The 17,638-nt window shown below is 43.8% G+C and carries 26 protein-coding genes; 5 read left to right on the top strand and 21 right to left on the bottom strand.

The features are described from left to right. Positions 1-219: 219 nt before the first annotated feature. The 4 genes from QMG93_RS07285 to QMG93_RS07270 all read right to left on the bottom strand — a co-directional run bounded on the left by QMG93_RS07285 (position 220) and on the right by QMG93_RS07270 (position 2,957). Positions 220-867: an ABC-2 transporter permease gene (locus QMG93_RS07285; RefSeq protein ID WP_281934944.1), complete on the bottom strand. Its 648-nt coding sequence runs from the start codon at positions 865-867 to the stop codon at positions 220-222. Between the two features lie 4 nt (positions 868-871). Next, positions 872-1,720 (bottom strand): ABC transporter ATP-binding protein, encoded by an 849-nt coding sequence (locus QMG93_RS07280; RefSeq protein WP_281934942.1) that lies wholly within the window; start codon positions 1,718-1,720, stop codon positions 872-874. Further along, positions 1,717-2,097: a GntR family transcriptional regulator gene (locus QMG93_RS07275; RefSeq protein ID WP_216793713.1), complete on the bottom strand. Its 381-nt coding sequence runs from the start codon at positions 2,095-2,097 to the stop codon at positions 1,717-1,719. The genes QMG93_RS07280 and QMG93_RS07275 overlap by 4 nt, the downstream gene beginning before the upstream one ends. Before the next feature lie 173 nt (positions 2,098-2,270). Next, positions 2,271-2,957, bottom strand: coding sequence for an aquaporin (locus QMG93_RS07270; protein WP_281934937.1), 687 nt, complete (start codon positions 2,955-2,957; stop codon positions 2,271-2,273). Positions 2,958-3,165: 208 nt separating this feature from the next. On the opposite strand from QMG93_RS07270, the gene QMG93_RS07265 reads away from it, so the two are divergent. Both QMG93_RS07265 and QMG93_RS07260 read left to right on the top strand, forming a co-directional pair. Then, positions 3,166-3,555 (top strand): hypothetical protein, encoded by a 390-nt coding sequence (locus QMG93_RS07265; protein WP_281934935.1) that lies wholly within the window; start codon positions 3,166-3,168, stop codon positions 3,553-3,555. A 210-nt stretch (positions 3,556-3,765) separates the two neighbouring features. Then, the gene (locus QMG93_RS07260) at positions 3,766-4,026 is read left to right on the top strand and encodes a hypothetical protein (protein ID WP_054975508.1); all 261 of its coding nucleotides are present in this window, start codon (positions 3,766-3,768) and stop codon (positions 4,024-4,026) included. A 64-nt stretch (positions 4,027-4,090) separates the two neighbouring features. On the opposite strand, the gene QMG93_RS07255 is transcribed toward QMG93_RS07260, so the two are convergent. Together QMG93_RS07255 and QMG93_RS07250 are read right to left on the bottom strand one after the other, a co-directional pair. Beyond that, positions 4,091-4,528 (bottom strand): NucA/NucB deoxyribonuclease domain-containing protein, encoded by a 438-nt coding sequence (locus QMG93_RS07255; RefSeq protein WP_281934930.1) that lies wholly within the window; start codon positions 4,526-4,528, stop codon positions 4,091-4,093. A gap of 63 nt (positions 4,529-4,591) precedes the next feature. Continuing rightward, positions 4,592-5,104, bottom strand: a complete 513-nt coding sequence (locus tag QMG93_RS07250) for a hypothetical protein (RefSeq protein WP_281934928.1) — start codon at positions 5,102-5,104, stop codon at positions 4,592-4,594. A 783-nt stretch (positions 5,105-5,887) separates the two neighbouring features. On the opposite strand from QMG93_RS07250, the gene QMG93_RS07245 reads away from it, so the two are divergent. Further along, positions 5,888-6,676, top strand: a complete 789-nt coding sequence (locus tag QMG93_RS07245; protein WP_281934926.1) for a class I SAM-dependent methyltransferase — start codon at positions 5,888-5,890, stop codon at positions 6,674-6,676. A 722-nt stretch (positions 6,677-7,398) separates the two neighbouring features. Here QMG93_RS07245 and QMG93_RS07240 read toward each other — a convergent pair. The 8 genes from QMG93_RS07240 to QMG93_RS07205 form a co-directional block, all read right to left on the bottom strand. Continuing rightward, on the bottom strand, positions 7,399-8,604 hold the full coding sequence (locus QMG93_RS07240) for an MFS transporter (protein WP_281934924.1): 1,206 nt from the start codon (positions 8,602-8,604) through the stop codon (positions 7,399-7,401). A 143-nt stretch (positions 8,605-8,747) separates the two neighbouring features. Continuing rightward, complete coding sequence (locus QMG93_RS07235) at positions 8,748-9,050, bottom strand: ArsR/SmtB family transcription factor (protein WP_281934922.1); 303 nt, start codon at positions 9,048-9,050, stop codon at positions 8,748-8,750. An 86-nt stretch (positions 9,051-9,136) separates the two neighbouring features. Further along, a complete protein-coding gene (locus QMG93_RS07230; RefSeq protein ID WP_281934920.1) occupies positions 9,137-9,808 on the bottom strand; it encodes a hypothetical protein in 672 nt (223 codons plus the stop codon). Between the two features lie 638 nt (positions 9,809-10,446). Continuing rightward, positions 10,447-10,647, bottom strand: a complete 201-nt coding sequence (locus QMG93_RS07225; RefSeq protein ID WP_281934918.1) for a hypothetical protein — start codon at positions 10,645-10,647, stop codon at positions 10,447-10,449. Beyond that, positions 10,644-10,874: a hypothetical protein gene (locus QMG93_RS07220; RefSeq protein ID WP_281934916.1), complete on the bottom strand. Its 231-nt coding sequence runs from the start codon at positions 10,872-10,874 to the stop codon at positions 10,644-10,646. The genes QMG93_RS07225 and QMG93_RS07220 overlap by 4 nt, the downstream gene beginning before the upstream one ends. A gap of 164 nt (positions 10,875-11,038) precedes the next feature. Next, positions 11,039-11,443, bottom strand: a complete 405-nt coding sequence (locus QMG93_RS07215; protein ID WP_281934914.1) for a CBS domain-containing protein — start codon at positions 11,441-11,443, stop codon at positions 11,039-11,041. A gap of 121 nt (positions 11,444-11,564) precedes the next feature. Further along, positions 11,565-12,752 (bottom strand): MFS transporter, encoded by a 1,188-nt coding sequence (locus tag QMG93_RS07210; protein ID WP_281934912.1) that lies wholly within the window; start codon positions 12,750-12,752, stop codon positions 11,565-11,567. Positions 12,753-12,848: 96 nt separating this feature from the next. After that, positions 12,849-13,160, bottom strand: coding sequence for an ArsR/SmtB family transcription factor (locus QMG93_RS07205; RefSeq protein WP_281934910.1), 312 nt, complete (start codon positions 13,158-13,160; stop codon positions 12,849-12,851). A 184-nt stretch (positions 13,161-13,344) separates the two neighbouring features. Between QMG93_RS07205 and QMG93_RS07200 the strand changes: the two genes are divergently transcribed. Then, positions 13,345-13,725: a PilZ domain-containing protein gene (locus QMG93_RS07200; protein WP_281934908.1), complete on the top strand. Its 381-nt coding sequence runs from the start codon at positions 13,345-13,347 to the stop codon at positions 13,723-13,725. Positions 13,726-13,729: 4 nt separating this feature from the next. Here the strand turns inward: QMG93_RS07200 and QMG93_RS07195 are convergent, their stop codons facing one another. From QMG93_RS07195 to QMG93_RS07165, 7 genes are all read right to left on the bottom strand, one after another. After that, positions 13,730-14,158, bottom strand: a complete 429-nt coding sequence (locus tag QMG93_RS07195; RefSeq protein WP_281934906.1) for a GTP pyrophosphokinase — start codon at positions 14,156-14,158, stop codon at positions 13,730-13,732. A 21-nt stretch (positions 14,159-14,179) separates the two neighbouring features. Continuing rightward, entirely contained in the window at positions 14,180-14,614 is a 435-nt protein-coding gene (locus tag QMG93_RS07190; RefSeq protein WP_281934904.1) for an AAA family ATPase, read from the bottom strand. Positions 14,615-14,616: 2 nt separating this feature from the next. Then, a complete protein-coding gene (locus QMG93_RS07185; RefSeq protein ID WP_281934902.1) occupies positions 14,617-15,354 on the bottom strand; it encodes a tRNA(His) guanylyltransferase Thg1 family protein in 738 nt (245 codons plus the stop codon). A 25-nt stretch (positions 15,355-15,379) separates the two neighbouring features. Then, entirely contained in the window at positions 15,380-15,616 is a 237-nt protein-coding gene (locus QMG93_RS07180; RefSeq protein ID WP_281934900.1) for a DUF2116 family Zn-ribbon domain-containing protein, read from the bottom strand. Positions 15,617-15,660: 44 nt separating this feature from the next. Then, positions 15,661-16,296, bottom strand: coding sequence for a DUF2185 domain-containing protein (locus tag QMG93_RS07175; protein WP_281934898.1), 636 nt, complete (start codon positions 16,294-16,296; stop codon positions 15,661-15,663). Positions 16,297-16,390: 94 nt separating this feature from the next. Then, on the bottom strand, positions 16,391-16,741 hold the full coding sequence (locus tag QMG93_RS07170; protein ID WP_281934896.1) for a hypothetical protein: 351 nt from the start codon (positions 16,739-16,741) through the stop codon (positions 16,391-16,393). Positions 16,742-16,743: 2 nt separating this feature from the next. Then, positions 16,744-17,160 carry an SMI1/KNR4 family protein gene (locus QMG93_RS07165; RefSeq protein WP_281934894.1) on the bottom strand — a complete coding sequence of 139 codons (417 nt, stop codon included), beginning with the start codon at positions 17,158-17,160 and terminating at the stop codon, positions 16,744-16,746. Positions 17,161-17,379: 219 nt separating this feature from the next. Here QMG93_RS07165 and QMG93_RS07160 point away from each other — a divergent pair, with 219 nt between their 5' ends. Then, positions 17,380-17,610: a sporulation protein Cse60 gene (locus tag QMG93_RS07160; RefSeq protein WP_309299656.1), complete on the top strand. Its 231-nt coding sequence runs from the start codon at positions 17,380-17,382 to the stop codon at positions 17,608-17,610. Positions 17,611-17,638 lie beyond the last annotated feature (28 nt).

The following is a 17,638-nucleotide window of genomic DNA, read 5'->3' as shown; positions in this document are numbered from 1 at the left end:
CACTCTCCTTTCAGGTAAGTATATATATGATTAGTATAAATTACTTATTATTCGCTCGCCAAGCATTCACAAAAAAAGCAACGGAACCGAAGATCGGAAATATGGCAAGGTAACTCTTATTTATAACTTGGCTCAAAGCGCTCGCGGCAAGAATTATCCCTAATAAACAGTAAAAGATCGTTTTCCGGTTGAAGTTCATCGCTATGCTCCCCTAGAATATCACAGATTTTTGTTAGAAAAAATCCGAATGGACAGGACCATCGAGATTCCCCCGATCACAAACGCCAGTAAAACAAAGAGCAAGTCCAGCACGAATGGCGAAAAAGGCAGCGAGACCGGGAATACGGCTCCATTTTGTTGTATTACTTTCATGATGTTCGGCAATACGAAAGGCGTCAGGAAGATCAGAAAAAAGAATATATATCTCGATTTTTCGTAACCAAAACGATATTGAACCGGGATCATGACTCCGAAAATGATGCTTAGCACGAAGAACGTTCGGCCTATCTCAGATAGAGCGAGCAACCCGACTTTCACCGGACTGATCAGAGCCGCAACGGTGTACAAACCGCAGCAACCGATAAAAATGGCAGCGACAAAAAAATACTTTGACATCACGATCGTCTTTCTTGTATACGGGGTCGCACATAGAAGCGATGAGCCTTTATATTTATATTCCATCATGGAAACCGTACTGTATAGCAAAAAAATAATGTACAGCGTACTCAGAAAAAAAGGCAGAAACTCCCCTGCAATGAAGTCGAGCTTCGTATGCATGAAGACCGGGAGCACCATTGCTGCAAGCAGCATAATGATCCAATATTTTTTTGCGAGCAGGAAATCTTTTTTCACAAGATGTAAAAGCATCGGGTCACCTCCTAATGTAGCCTAACATAATATCTTCAATGGTCGGCCTTTCAATGAGCGCATGTTTCATGTGCTGGCGCACGGCCGCTTTATCGTTCGTCACGCCGGAAAAACCATACTCGGTTTCGTGCAAGGTTAAAAACATTTTTCTTGTAGCCTCATTCAGCTCGTTAGGATCTCCTTTCACGAATCCATGTCTGTCTAGCAAGATATCCTTCTCTTCACTGAAAACGATTCGACCGTTATCAATTAAAATTAGCGCGTCCGCAACTTTATCCAAATCCGAAGTGATATGCGAAGATAAAAAGACGCTTTTCCCGTCCTTCACATAGTCGAGCAAGATGTCCATTAATTCCAATCTCACCTGCGGGTCGAGTCCACTCGTCGGTTCATCCATTATTAGTAAGTCCGCCTGATGGGAAATCGCCAATGCGATGGCATATTTCATTCGCATGCCTTTGGAAAGGGTCCCTATTTTTTGATTCAGCGGTAACCCGAATCGTTCCATATGCCGGTTAAACAAGGCGTTATCCCAATTGGAATAGGCCGGGGCGACAATGTTTTTCATCTCCAGCGTGGTTAACTCGTCATAGAAATAACCTTCATCCAGGACAATCCCAATACGGTTTTTGAATTCCCGTTCGTTCTTTTGAACATCTTTTCCGAAAAATTGTATCGCTCCCGCGTCCTTCAGCATTAATCCGAGAATCAGTTTGATGGTTGTCGTTTTTCCGGCGCCGTTCACCCCGATGAATCCGGTAATACAGCCCTCGATCAAAGAAAAACCGACATCGTCCAGCCTGAAATTCCCCAAGTTTTTTTTCAGTCCTGCTACCTCTAAAATGGGCTTCATTCTTCCCCCTCCTCAAACAGCAAATCCATCATGGCATATAATTCGCTTTTGCTGATGCCCAACGAACGGGCGGTTTTCCACGCTTCCGTGAGCTTGACTTCAACCATATGCCGTTTTGATTCCAATAGCAGCTCAAAGTTTTCCTTGGCGACAAATGACCCTTTGCCTGCTTTAGTCGTAATAAATCCTTCCGATTCAAGTTCGTCATATACTCTTCGGGTCGTAAGGACGCTTACGCGCAGATCGTTGGCCAAGGCACGTATCGAAGGAAGCATTTCTCCTTCTTTTAATTCACCGCGAATAATGGCGTCCTTGATTTGATCTTTGATTTGCTGATAGATCGGCGGGTCGGACGTATTCGAAATAATAATTTTCATGGGGCCTCCACAAATTTTAACTGTGTATCTTTCACATACACAGAATATACAATAAGCACAATAATGTCAATGGGCTAAGGGAACGCCAAAAACCCCCGCCTTCTATCGGAGGGGTGATGTTAGAAAATCAATAAAATAAACCGAGGCGCCGATTTTGCTCAGCGCCTCTTGAATCACGATTCTATTTTGACATTCAACCGCCGGTACGCAATGGCAGCCAATACCCCTCCGATCAGAGGAGCCACAATAAATACCCATAGTTCCGCTAAGGCTTCCCCGCCCAACAGGACTGCCGGTCCGAAGCTTCTGGCCGGATTAACGGAAGTACCGGTAAGGCCGATGCCCAGAATGTGAACCAGCACTAGCGACAAGCCGATAACAAGACCTGCAACATGACTGTTAGCAGCATCGGACGTAACTCCCAGAATGGTGTAAATGAAAATGAACGTCAGAACGATTTCCACGATGAATGCCATCGTACCGGTTATTCCAATGCCGTACCCTTCGCCGAATCCGTTTTGCCCCAGGCTGGCTACGGGCTTGCCTGTTGATTGGATAATCGCGGATAGCAGCGCCGATCCCATAACGGCTCCGGCAGTTTGAGCAATCACATAACCCAGAAATTCCTTTCGGGGCATCCTCCCGCGTATGAGCATTGCCAGTGAAACGGCAGGATTAATGTGGCATCCTGAGATCAGACCGATCACATAAGCCATCGCAACGATGGACAGACCAAAAGCGAAGGCAATTCCAAGATACCCCAACTCGCCCCCTGCCGTAGCTGCACTTCCGCAGCCGATCAGCACGAGTACCAAAGTCCCGATAAATTCGGCCGCATATTTCTTCCACGACGGATACATCTTTTTTCATCCTCTCCTGTATATTTAAGACCTAAATTAATATATAAGGTCGAACTAAACAAAAAATGAACATTTTTTGTTTTCAACGGAACCAAGGATTGCCGATTATAATGATAGGGAAATGGAACTGAAGTTTGAGTCGAGGCAAGGTACAGTACGATAGCTTCGTCGATGGTATAAATAGAATTTTGTAAGGAGAGATGAATCCATGCCAACCTATCAAGAAATGGAACAGATTCAACGAAGGATCGAAGACGGGGATACTACTATAGCTGATGCCGATCTTGTTGGAAAATTTGTTTCTTGGATTCCCAGCTACAATTGTGAATCAGCAGCAGAAGGGTATTTCTCGTTTCTTTCATCGATCGCCACATACAAACCAACATTAATCGAACCGTTATTAAAGAAAGCAATCGAGCCGGTTTACTACTTAGGGTACGAGAATTCGGAGGAGATCCTGAGTTGGGCGGCTTCTTTTGCCAAAGCTCGGAATGCCATGTACGTGCCGCCGGAATTAGGAAAAGTATGGCTGTGCGAAGAATTGCCCAACTATAAGGAATTCATTGCAAAATGTCTGATTGAATATATGACCGAATAAAATATTAATTGATTAAAATACTGCGGCTTGTTTGTTACTATGCCCCAAAAAAATCGTAGTTTTTTTCGTAAAATGATGAATTTATTACGTACTATTGTAATAATCATCAAAATGTCTAATGACCAATTCCAAAAATTGTGATATACTTTTTGTGCTTTCATTCTTACCGCAAAAAATAAATTGCTTATTGATTGGAGCGAGTGAGTAAAAATGCATAAGATTATTGAGCAAAGCGTGAATTATTTACTGCATCATCCTGATCGCGGCTACTTATTTGTTGACCCGGTTCATGCCATATTTGAGCTAATGCGTAATCTTAAACATACCGACAATCCTTTGGAAGCCTATAAGTTTACATTTGAAGAAGGCTCCGAAGTAAAATTTAACGACAGTATTGTTCAATTTATGTTGAATGGTTACTCGATTCATAAGTTAACAAACACCATAGCGATTAGCAAAATAAATGAATAGCAAGAGCTGCTATTCATTCGTTTCTTTTATGCGGTGCCAATGGACTAGAGCCATTGGCCGTACTTCATTTCACAACAATCCTCACTCGCGTCCCATCGGGATACTTTTCCAATTGATTGCTTACCCAAGATCCGGCTCCTCGATTGTCGGAAGGGCTTATGTACATGATATCGGCTCCTTTGCCGCCTTCTGCGCACATGGCCATAGGGAACTCGTCTCGATCCAAACTAGGCTTTACAGGCACGCCTTTTAGAGATTCTTTTCGATTGGCTTCAGCGCCTTTTCTGTCGATTGTACAGATGGAGGATTTCCCACGCTCGATCGCCGCTTTTATGTGGGCGCCAGTTTCCGGAAAACGATCCAATGGAAAATTCAGTACAATTGCGCTTTCAGCTTCGTTGTTTGCCGGTGTTGAAAGATTCGTTACAATCCAGCCTTTGTTAAAATATAAAATGAATAGTACAAATAGAATCGTAGCTATAGAAATTGTTTTATTTTTCATTTTGAATACACCCTCTAAGTAGATTTTTATTGTTCGATTTATCACTATCAATATTTCGGATGTTCATATCGAATCATAATCAGATTTATCTGCACGCACTCGATTCCGTTTGGCATTTTCCGGAATTACTTTTTGGACGTCCTCTTCAAAAATCCCCCTCCAGCCAGTTGGAACAAACTGTTCATAAGATCCAGGTTCTTTAAAAAAGGAGTAGAAAATTTTATTATCAAAATCCAAATAAAAAGAAGTTTCAACAGCTGAACTCACTCCATCCAAGTAAACCTCGGAATATAAATTAAAATAGTCAATCAATTCTGTATAGCTTACTTTATACTCTTTCATAGCTTCCTGAAATTGTGCTATATTTTTTTCGGATAGTATTTCGCATCCTTCCCGCTCTTCATAATCAGCCTTTGTTTCAGTTACTTCAGGTTGATTGAACTTTCTGCGGAAGGCATTATCTAACTCTAATAAATCCATAATCCATAATTCTTTTTCACTCACATACCACGTATATTTTCCTACATGTTTCACTAACACGACGACCGTATCCGGAAAATTTGGCTCAACTTTCAAAAAGAAACCTCCTTACTCCAATGTTTTAACTTTTCGTTTGACGCCAAATCATACCACTAGATCAGGAACCGGGCAAGAAAAACCACTAAGAAAACGAAAATCAGATCCGCAGCAATCATAAGTACGCATGAAAACTTGTTCTGAACTAGTTGACGCTTTATTCTCGCCGCCTCTGCTTCTAATTAAACAAAGCACCGTATTTTTTTGTCTTTTCTCTGGCCTCCTCCCCAAACACTACGATCGGGTTAACCCCTAAGTCCCGTTTAATGTTTTCGGAACGTGCCTCAAAAATCATTTTTTTATCCAATCCGAATCACCTCTACATCTCTTTAATATTCGCTTTGCTTTTGCGAGTATCCTCTATCTACAAGACGCCAAAAACATGGGTGTCCCAGAAAAATAAAGTGTTTTCTTAGTGCTTAGACTAAGATAAAGCTCTTTTTAGAGCATTACATGTTACCCGCGTATGTTCTTTAATTAATAATTGGAAAAAGGCATGCAATGAGGAGGACGTGGCCCAAGTGAAGACGCGGGAACGTCCTTTCTATTGAACCGAGGGACGGGCAGTTTAGCTCAATGTACTAACAGAGGAAAGATGGGGAAATCCAAGGTTTTTAGAGATAAACAGAGTTATTATTTTCTGAAAATCCTAAATTTAGGCATTGTAATGCGAATGTGTAAATCTATGCAAAATAGCGAACATGCGTTTTTGAGGTTTGTAAAAAAAGATATTATATTTTACGATAGGTAACATTCGGAACCAAGAATTAAGGAGATGTTTAAATGAGCAATATTTTATTAAGTTCAAGAAAAAACACTCTTGATAATAATGGGGTTTTAGAACAAAATAAAAAGTTTTGGGATAATACTGCTGACAAATGGTTCGGTGTAACTGCACTGCCAGAACTCGGATGCTTGATACCATCCGAAGAAGATTTACATTTGTTTGGTGATGTGTCTGGTAAAAAAGTTCTTGAAATTGGTTGTGGAAGTGGGCACTCTCTTAAATATCATGGTGACCATAATGCATCGGAACTTTGGGGACTTGATATGTCAACACAGCAAATTGAAAATGCAACCCATTTTTTAAAAGATTGCGGATATGAAGCACATTTATTCAATAGTCCCATGGAAGTGAATCCAGGTTTACCGATGGGGTATTTTGATATTGTTTATTCAATATATGCAATCGGCTGGACTACCGATTTACAAAAAACATTTAATTTAATTGCATCCTATTTAAAAAAAGGTAGTACTTTTATATTTAGCTGGGATCACCCTGTTATGAGATGTATGGAAATTGAAGAAGATAATCTTGTAGTTAAAAGCTCTTATTACGATGAAAATCTTTTTACGTTTGAAAAATACGGCTTTGATGTTTCACTCAGCAAAAGGAAAATTTCAACGTATATTAACGCTTTATCTAAAGCAGGTTTTTTTATTGAGCAAATGATAGAAGAAACTGATAAACAAACCCTTGAAAGTGAGAGTAAAGTTGAACAGCAATATCATTCTGCTTTCAATGCGAAAATGTTTCCCTTATCCTTCGTTTTTAAAGCAAGAAAACTTTAATCGGTAATTAGTATGGATGAACAGATAAAATTCATTACTTTATGGTGATCAATCAAAAGGATATAGTCCTCATCCTTATACAAAAATACTAAGCTGTGTACATTTATCGGTGCAATTGGCGACATAGAGCGTTTCTCAACATACTTAGAATTCAAACTATAAGCGATTAGTTGAAAGAGGAATGGCAAAGAGAAAAGCATTAGCTCATGTTTGTGGTAAAATCGCCCATGTATTCTACTCTTGCATAAAAACAATGAACCGTATGATCCTTTCAAACATGCCGGTAAAATGGGGTTACTTTAGAAGGCGATAAAGTAAGATTAAAGATCCCGGCTAATTTAGAAGCTTTCGAACTCCAGGCCGATGAATTAGCAGATGATGATGTTTTATAAGTTACGGGAGCCTACACTGCCTATTTAGAATCAAAGAGAGCCCATATCCTTATAAATTGGAAAATTAATTTGCTTCCAAAATACGGTTATGGGCTTATTTGTTTTCCTAAGCACTACACTACATTAGACTACTCGGTCGACCGCAAAGCCGGCTTCGCCGGAAGAACCAGGGCCCAACTGCAGCCATGCTTCCCGGCCACCGTTGCCGGCGCGACAGTCTATAACTTGCTATCTCAGTCTAATCCCACATGGCCTCGCGGCCACCACCATAGATGAAAACCTCCCGCTGGTTTGCCGATTGATCATTCAGGGAGCACCTGAATAACCGAATCAGTCCGACAGAACAGGTTTCTGCGGCTTGCTTGCTTTTCTTGACTCCCCTCTTATCCATGAAAATAATACAAACGAGGCCATGACTGCAATCGCTACACCGATCGTCCCGAACCACGGAATGGATGATAACGATACCCGATCGACGACGAGGCCGCCAATCCCCGCTCCTGCTGCCATCGATAATTGCATCGTGGATTGGTTGAGTCCGAGCATGACTCCCGAATAATTCGGCTCGATTCGGATCAAATTATATTGCTGCGTAGGACCGGATGACCACGCTGCAAATGACCATAATACAAGTACGGCGACAGCGAACAACCAAGAATTCGTTAGAGCAATGGTAACAGAGAGTAAAATGAGAGCCGCGATGTGTAGGAGCATGCCCCCGGTCAACGTGGAAGAAACTCCCCATTTATCCGTACTGTAGCCGCCGAATTTGGAGCCGATTAAGCTGGCCACGCCGAACGCCAATAAGACTCCGCTCAGCACTTCTTCATTCAAGCCGGCAACCTTGAGAAGATAAGGAGAAATGTAAGTATACGCTATAGAGTAACCGCCAAGCCAGAAGAAAGTGATCGAGAGTCCAAGCGCCACTTTTTTGTTTTTTAGAAGAGCAAGCTGCTTGGATAAAGGTACGGGGGCATCCCCTTTCACTCGCGGGATCGTTTTATATAGAACAAAGATGGCCACAAGCCCCGTTATGGCGATGAAACCGAACACCGATTTCCAGCCGTATGCCGCAGCGATCATGCGTCCGAGAGGAACACCGATAATTAATGACGTCGTGAACCCCATTACCACGGTTGCAATAGAACTGGCCTGTTTACCTTCGGGTGCTATTTTCGCTGCTATATCCAGGGCGGTGACAACAACCATTCCTGCGCCTAAAGCCATGATCACGCGCGCAAGGACAAAAAGTCCGAATCCCGGCAAAACAAAAGACAAAATATTGGCGAATACGAAGATTCCTAGCGCACCAACGAGCAGCTTCTGCCTCTCCATTTTTGCTGTCAGCGCCATCAGGATGGGAGTGCAAATCGCGTACACAAATGAAAAAACAGTAACAAGCTGCCCAGCCGAAGTAATCGAGATCCCCATCGTATCCGAGATCTTATCCAGAATACCCGAAATGACATACTCGGATGTCCCTACCAAAAAACTAACAATGGCCAAAAAATAAACTTTCCAAGTGCTCGCTTTCAATTTCACCACTCCTTATTTATTCACATCTATATATTATAAATTATCGATGTGTTATGATTAAAAAATATCGATATATTATAATATATCGATATATAATCCGGACATAAACCGAATCCTCAGGAGAGCATTCAGTTTTGTTGTCGTTAGATATCATTGTTAAAAAATGCACCGATTTCGCGTATCGTATCCTCATTGCGTTTGTAGTACGTGAACTTGCCGATACGTTCGGTCGTGATCAGACCTGCCCGCTCGAGTATCGCTAAATATTGGGAAGCTGTGGACTGTGTCATCTTCAGCTTTTCCGTGACTTGACTCACACATACCCCGATTTTCCTCATATCAATCCCTTCGTGGGGCGTAAAATGTTTTTCGGGATCCTTCAACCAATGCAAAATTTGCAACCTGGACTCGTTGGACAATGCTTTAAAAATTTCAATCGGCTCCATACACATTATAATATCGCAAATTATCGATATGTCAAGTTTTTTAATACAATAAAAAAGAGCCGAATAAATTCGACTCTCGAATGGAATTAGTGCCCGTTAGGAGAAAAATGGTTTTTATCGTCATTTACAGGCGTGTAATGGACCAAGCCATACGTTTTGGCTACGGAAATCAACGTTGCGTTTGTACTATTTTTGGCGCCGGAATCGATCGTTACTTTTTTGCCATTCGCATCCTTGATCACAACGCTGGACTTCGACCAAGACGTACCAAGATCTATCGCGTTTCTTGCGGTATGGTTGGAATTCAGCGCCGGTGCGACGTTCAAGTTAGAAATCCCGTAGCCGTTGACCATTGCTTTTGCTCCGGCGATCGATTTGCTGTAATTGGCATCATCATTATCGTGTACCCATTTGATATTGACGCCGGCCTTGGCAGGCACATCCTTTGGGCTCACCTTCTTATTCACAATCTTCCACGACCAGTGCATCAAATAAGCCCGTTCTTCCGGTCTATAAGTAGATTCGATACTTGTCGAAATGCCTGCCTCTTGAAGTGCGGCTATGAATCTTTTAACGTTGCTTTTAAACGGGTCATTCAGATCATCGACGCTTTTGGAACCGGGGAATCTCGCAACCCAAGCAGAGCCGCTATTTTCAGCCGCTGCAATGGAAGCAACAGAATCGGGCGAAGCTGCAAAAATGTTTGTAGGGGCCATCAAGGTGAGTGTAACCATAGCGGAAATCAAAAGCTTTTTCATAAAGTCACTCCTTAATGATAGTTTAGTATAATGTGCACAATATACTAAACTCAAAATAGCATAATATTACCAATATATCAACATTATTATACTAATTTACAATTTTTTAACTATAAATCTACTATACTTATATGTAGTAGTTGTAAGATGTCGCTTTTTTGCCATAAAAAAATCCCCTCCAAGCTCACTCTTTCAAGAGTGTCGACTTCGAGGGGACTTCTCCGGATTTCAAATATGTAATACTCTTTATGAGTGCGTTCTTAGGCCAATCATCGTTCAGATCTCAGGTAGCCCTTTTCCTTCCAGTACTTGACGGCAAAGGATTCTGCCAAATGAGGGATGTGTCCGGCGACAATTTTTGATTGAGAGAAAAAAGCTTTTTCTCTGCAATACGAAATAGCCGGCAGGCGATTTTCAGCTTTTCCTCATCCCACACGGCAGCGCCCTGTACTCATACCCGTTGCTGGCCTGATTAAGGATTTCGACGGTTTCGGACCCGTTTGCACATTTTTCCACTGATAAATGATAAATTTCCATGTCCTCTCCGTCCCGCACCACGCCAGGTTGCCTGAATCCGGCATATACGCTGCCGCACCAGAATCCGCTCTGTTCCTCGTCATAGAAATCGTCATACGGTTCTACCAGAGGCAGGGAGAGGACCTCGCTAATTTGCTCAGGCTTAACATGCTGCGGTAATATTCGAACCGGGATACGGCAGTCAGCAGTGCAGGCCAGCCGCGCTGCAGCAAAAGACGAAACGGCTCGGGAGAAGTATCGTCGAGCGAGTACCACTCCGTATCCTCCCCTTCGATATAACACCCTCTGTAATGCAGGCTCACGTTCGGGATTCCGTATCGTTCCTCCTCAGGTTCCCGGTGCTGATTTCGGAGTTGTCGAACGGAAAAGGAATGTCCGGTTCTTCCGCCGGTTTGATCTTGTCCGGGATGAGCACAGAACGGCCGGCTTTAAAATATTCCAGCATCTTCTCCCGGTCCAGCGTCAGCTCCTCGTCCAATTCCATAAGGCAGTCTTGCACAAATCCCCCTTTGAGCAAGTCTTCGTCCAACTCATTCCAGTCCCCCAACTCGTCCCAGCTGATTCGCAGGGAGAACTACTGCTCGACTCTCACCGAGACCCAGCTACCCACTGGAAGCAAATGCTTGATTCCCAAAACGGCAAAATGGTATAATCCATCGTTCCCTCACCTGGACGCCGGCTTGCCCTAACGGGTTAATCCGTAATATTGTTCGTATAGTACTCGATGATATCTTTGCGCCGGATGATCCCGATAAAGATCCGGTTGTCGTCTACGACGGGAACGAAGTTCTGATCGGCAGCCAGATGAAGCATATCGTCCAGGTGCGCCTTAATCGAAACGCTCTCATTATGAATACGACGTTTAATTTCATGAACTTTAATTATTTCCAAGTTTTGAAAGCTCAATCCGGGGGTCTTCTTCATTTTCCAGAATAGATCCCCTTCCGAGAGGGTGCCAATGTATTTCCCCTCCCCATCAATCACGGGAATGGCCGTGTATTGGCTTTGCTCCAGCTTGTCCAAGGCCTCCTGCATCGTAGCGGACGAGATGATATAGGCCACTTTGTCCTTGGGAAACAGAAAATCGGAAATTTGCATCGGTAGAGCTCCTTTCTTCCGAGTTTGGTCCTAGAGGTCACATTCCTTACGTTATTAAGTTTAGCATACTGGGAAGAAAGAAAAAACTTGCTACGAAATCCTGCGGCTAAAGCGTGACCAGCTACGGCGTCGCAGTTCCCTGCTCCTTGACCACAGCTTTCGTGCTGTATCGTTTTATTTTTACGGTGATGAGCAGGAAAGCCAGCAGAGCAAACCCGATCCCGCTCCACATCAATTGATGGATTCCCAACTGCCCGATAAACCAGCCGCCGACCGACGCTCCGATCGTTATGCCGAGATTCGTGAAGGAGACAAACAGGCTGTTGCCAAACTCGGGAGCCGCCTGCGCCTCGGTCATGAGCCAGCTTTGGCTGACAATAAGCCCGCCGGAATGCACGATCCCCCACAGCAGGATCATCACGATCATGGGAATGAAATAACCTCCCGCATAATAAATCAGCAGGTAAGCAGCAGCATAAACTACAGGAAAGAGGACCGTCGTACGAAGAACGCTCTTTTGCAAAAAGCTTCCGAATAAGAAATTGCCCAAAATCATGATCACTCCAAAGACCATCAGCATCATACTGATCCAGGAGCCGTTCATATGGGTGACTTGCCCGAGATATTCGGCGAAGTAGCTGTACACCGAGAACATCGCGGCGAATATACTCGTCACTGCGGCGATATTTAGCCACAACGCCGGCTTGCGTAAAATACCGAGTTGTGCGCCATAAGACAGCTTAGTTTGAACCGGCATCGAGGGAAGCCAGGCCCAAATCCCGATAAAGGCCACGAGGCTGACGACGGCCCCGAACAGGAAAGCGGCTTCCAGTGAGACCTTCTCCGCCAGATAGGAAGTCAACGGCACGCCGAAGGCAAACCCGACCGTAATGCCGGCAAAAACCTTGGTGACCGCCCGGCCGCTATTCTCCGGAGAAACGAGCGATGCTGCCGTGACAAGCGCAACGGAAAAGAAAGCGGGATGAACAATAGCCGGAATAATGCGGAAAGCAAGCATGACGTCAAATCTCGTCGTAAATGCATAAACGATATTGGAAATCGCAAACAACAGCACTGCGGTTAGTAGAATAAACTTGCGGTTCATGCCAGAGGCGAGCAGCGTCAGGAACGGGCCTGAGATTGCGACGACCAAAGCAAATATGCTGACCAGCCATCCGGCCTGCGAGGCGGAGATGTTGAATTTCTGTGTAACCTGGGGCAGCACCCCGACAATTCCCATTTCCGTCGTGATAATTCCGAATACGCCTAATGCAAGAACTAGGATAAGCAAAGGATTGATCTTGTTCATTTCTCACAAATCTCCATTCCCCGTGTAATCTTTAAATACATATATATAGATATGAATATGCAAAAAAATAAAAAAAAGAGCGCCCCTCCTTTCTTTCTAAAGTTCGGTCCGAATATACTCGGCAAATTGCTGAATGGTCTTTTCGTTCCGACGATAAAACGTCCACTTCCCATACCGCTCCGCTTCCAACAAGCCGGCTTTTTGCATCGTTAACAAATAGTTGGATACGACCGATTGGGCAAGCTCCGCTTTCGCTTGAATATCCGATACGCACACGCCGATGCGGAAATCGATCCCGTGTTCGATATAGGGGGTTTTATCGAAATATTGCTCCGGGTCTTTTAACCACACCATAATTTGACGACGAGTTTCGTTAGACAATGCTTTATATATCAATAAAGGATCCATACGCATCATTATATCTATTTTTGTAGATTTGTAAAGCTGACATATGAGGGAACATAATTGACTTCAGTCAGGCAATTTTTATAGTTATCATTAAAACATTAAATAAATGATCAAAATTACCGATATATGTATAAACCATACCAATTGTGGGGCAGCAATCCAATACTATTGAAGGCGGTGCATCATGAATCATAACAAGCGAAGCGATGCTTTTAGATATAGTTTAAATTCTCCGATCGTCTGCTATTTCGAAGTCACGAATATTAACGGCAATTCAACGTCGAGCACGCCGGTCAAAGCAACCTTGATGGATATCAGCAACTCGGGGTGCAAAATCGTGACTCCCTTGAATTTGAACGCGGCCAGCAACAAGCTGCAGATCATTCTGCATGTGCAGCTGCAAGAAGAGCTTTTGAAGCTCAACGGTTCGATTCGCTGGCAGTTGCAATCTACGAACGCGCTCTATCATTATGGCGTGAAATTCATGATGAACGAGTCCGAACGAAGACATCTGCTCGCCGGACTGCGTACGTTAACGGCGCTAAGAAAAATTACGGTAACTTAAGGAGTTACGGGTTTCTGGAAAGTAAGTAATTTACGGCTTTCTCATACCTTTGCAGGCGCTCGAAATCTTTTTCCGAAAGGTTCTTTATTCTTCGGACATCCCGGTTGTCTTCCAGATCCAAGAGCTTCACATATCTGGCTAAAGCATTGGGCTTGATTCGCTGAAGGAATTCCTCATAGGTCTCATTGTCTCGACGCGTGAGACAATCGAGAGCCTCCAGAAGACGCTCTGCAAAGCCTTCTTGCCTGAGGGATTCAATCGTCACGTCCGTATCCTCGATAACGTCATGCAGAACGGCAACGATTCTTGAGTCGTTATCCGGCGCTTTTAGCATCAAACGCAACGGATGAAGAATGTAAGGCTGATTGCCTTTATCCAACTGACCTTGATGAGCGGCTGTAGCGATGAGGATCGCTTTGGCTAAATCCGACATACACACTCTCCTTTTATAAAGTTATAGCTCTGATACGATAAATTTGCCGTTCTGCGAAATCACTTTGTATAATTCATCGAATCCCTCATCGACGTTGGGCGGGGTCAATTTCTTAAGGACGCTTTTTATGCCGATTTCCGGGATTTTTTCGGTCCCTGCCCTCAGTTCATTGCGCTTCATGGATTCCGCAAAATCCGGCTCGAAATAATAGCCGGTTACCTTGAACCTTCCCTGCTTCGCGGCCTCAATATACTTTTTTCGGTCCTCGGCTGTAGGATTCGTGTTATCAACAACGAAAGGCTGCTTCGCTTCGATGGAGGCAGCCACGTAGATGTCTTCCCTGTGTCTTGTTTTCAGCATATCCAAGTTAATTCGGATGTGCGTATTAAAAAATTTTTCTTTGTAGAAGGTCGATTTGCCGGAAGCCTGAATGCCAATGAACAGGACGCACTCCAAGCCTACTCCCCCTTATCCAAATAAACATACTGATTCACGTACTCCCTGTGCTGTGAAAAGATCGGCGTCTCGTGGTCCACATCCCATTTGCTTCTTAAAGCTTCGCCTTTATAATACTGCTGCTTGGTGATACATGCTCCGCGCTTCTGCCATACGGGCAGATCGTTCCAATTGATGCCTCTCTCCAGGAAAAGCTTGTCTTGAAGCTGCTTTCCATCGAGTCCTTGCAGTTCCTTATGCGGAAAGTTGGCCTGGGCCACCATCGATATGCTGTTTTTCGTGGCGTCCTGCTGTCTCCACACAAAATAATTGGTCACTTCATCGTGCGGGAGCACCCATGCCCTGCTGTCAAAGGTCGCCAAAGGCTTATCCGGATCGATCTTTCGCATCTCTTCGTTAAACTTTGCCGTCGCCATGGAGGCAGATACGGAAACGATCTTTTGGATATTGTTTTCGAACCATGGCTGGGTCGTTAACTTATCAGTATTGGTGAGCAATAAGGAAATCTCGTCACTTTGATGATAAACAATTTTACATCCCATAATATTTTGCGCAAGGTACTTGCACGTTTCCCACAAAGCGTGGGTCAATGTCTCGTCAAATGGCTTCTTCATGCCACGGGTGAAAGAATGAAAATGACAGCCGTCGATTCTGACGATAATCGGAAGACGGCGCGGCAAGCTGTGCCGAAACGCATGCTCATACTCCTTCATCCGGTTCCCAAACTCATCTTTTTTCATGGCTTGCCCCCCCCCTTCTCATGTTTTACGATCCGACGCTTTTTACTCCAACATAAACGGCCAGCAAAATGACGACTGCGGCAATAAGCAGTTTGATCCGCCTCTTCTTTTTTCGCTTTTGGCGTTCTTTCTTGAGTGCCTTCTCGACAGCTTCGCTAAGCAGCTCGAACTTCTCTTCGACCGTATGCTGTATAATTGTTCCGCAATGGGAACAGTGCCTTTGAAATGCCGTAGGCTTTGCGCAGTTTGGACATTCTACCATTTTATATGACCCCTTTTGGCAAGCTTTATTCCTAAACTTCGAAGCTAACTATCATAGTACGCGTCCCAATCATAATCTTCGACGAATACAAACTTGCCGGATTCCAAATCTCTTTCGTAGGCGCTCGGAGGCGCGGCATCCAGATAGGGAATGATCGAATCGTCCATATTTAATACGACCCCCAAGGAAACGACTTGAAAATTTGTGCTGTCCGCATTATAGTCGTCATCCTCGTACCCGCTGAAAAACACCCATCCCGTGTCATGTTCATTGTTCGGGTCATCTTTCATCATAAAATTAAATTGTTCTCTCTCCAGAACGTCATTACTCACGATCACCTTGTAGTCAAAATAATAATCCATTTCCTTCGAGCTCGGGTCCTCTAGTTGCGTACTGCAAATATGTACCGAGTTGAAGCAAATCATATCTCCATATTGCGGAGATTGTAAGTATACCGGATGATTGACCAGTTCCCCACGGAAATCGGAAGCATGCCGCTCGACGATTTTCACCCACATTCTTTCGGCTCCGCAGCCGTTATCCAGCGTTTCCTCCGCCATAAAGATGAGCTTAACCAAGTCGCCCGCCTGCAGCCGGTCCAAGACTTCATCACTCGGAATATAGAAAGTATATGGCGCTTCTTTATGACGGTCAACGGCATTATCCAGTATCCAGGCCATGAAGTCCCCACGCTCCCGTTAAAATTACCTTTTTTCGCCAATACGAAAAATACATTCGTCATGATCCTCATCATGAAAAATGTATTTTCACCCGCTACAGGGATTTAAATAAATAATAAGTCAGCCGGTCGTCAATCAGGCTCATATTTTCTTGCCCGATATAATCCGGAAGTTCACTATAGTGAACGGAGATATTCTCCAGCTCCCTGACCACGGTCATTTCAAAGGTATCATAATTATAAGTGGCCTTCGTAATCAAAAAATAGGTGTCCGGTTTAATAAAGACCTCGATTCCCGTATGATCGCTTTTATTTACGACGGTAAGATAGCAGCACTTCACTTGCAGCTTCGGGTCGTTGGCATTTTTTTGAATCGTGGTTCCTTCCGCCAGCGGGTAGGAAAAAGGGACGTTCATTACAATTTTTTTAAGCAATTTCTCATCCATTACTATTCTCCTTTGGGTGCAAACAAATGTTTGATATATTCCTCAAAAGTCGCTTCCTCTACGGGATGAAGGGTTAGATCATCGTCGTGCCATACCTCGACAATAGACCAATCCTCCGTTGTCCAAAAACCTACCGCATCGCCGGTACATTTACGTCCAAATAACAAGACGTCTTTGAGCTCTTCATGGTCTTCTTCACGATACAGTTCATCGTAAAACTCATCAGCCTGCACTAAACAGCCGAAAAATTGGAAAAATTCATCAGCCAAAGTCCCCTGACCGATTTCTTTCAAAAAATCAACAAAATCTTGCGGAATCCCGTCGATGATTTCTTTTTCCAGCTCCGCTTCCGATATTTTTTCAAATTGATGCCTCGAAGGCTCTCTACCGATGATCTCACGAATGCCGTTATATCTCATTTGGATGAACGCCCTCTCCTCGGTCCGGTTCTTGCATGTATGGCTTCCCTCTATCATAACCAATTCAAAATTTCATTTCCACAATAGGATAGGATTCATCGTTAGAATCTAGCAGGTTTGACTCCATAGTTGTTATATGTTATGGTCAATTTGGTAAGGCATTCCACTCTATCGGGCGGGATGCCTTACTGCATGAAAGCGGTTTTTTACATTTAATGTATGACGGGTCAAAATCATAAGCCAAGAAAGGTGAAAAGCATGATTCAAGTGAAAGAGTTTCTTGATTCCGACGTCAGGCTTGCCGAAAAAAGCTGCAATGAATTTCTGGCCACATTGTCGGAAGATCAAATTGTAAGTATAAGCTACGGGTCCATTATCAAGAGCAAACCCGACAAAGGGGAATATCAAAGAAGCACGATCCTGGTTGTGTACCGGACACGGGATAAGTAGGCCGCCATGCTTGGCGGGTTTGTTAAGA

It is taken from the genome of Paenibacillus tyrphae, from assembly GCF_027925525.1.
GTDB lineage: Bacteria > Bacillota > Bacilli > Paenibacillales > NBRC-103111 > Paenibacillus_G > Paenibacillus_G tyrfis_B.
This window is presented reverse-complemented; position numbering and strand designations above follow the sequence as displayed.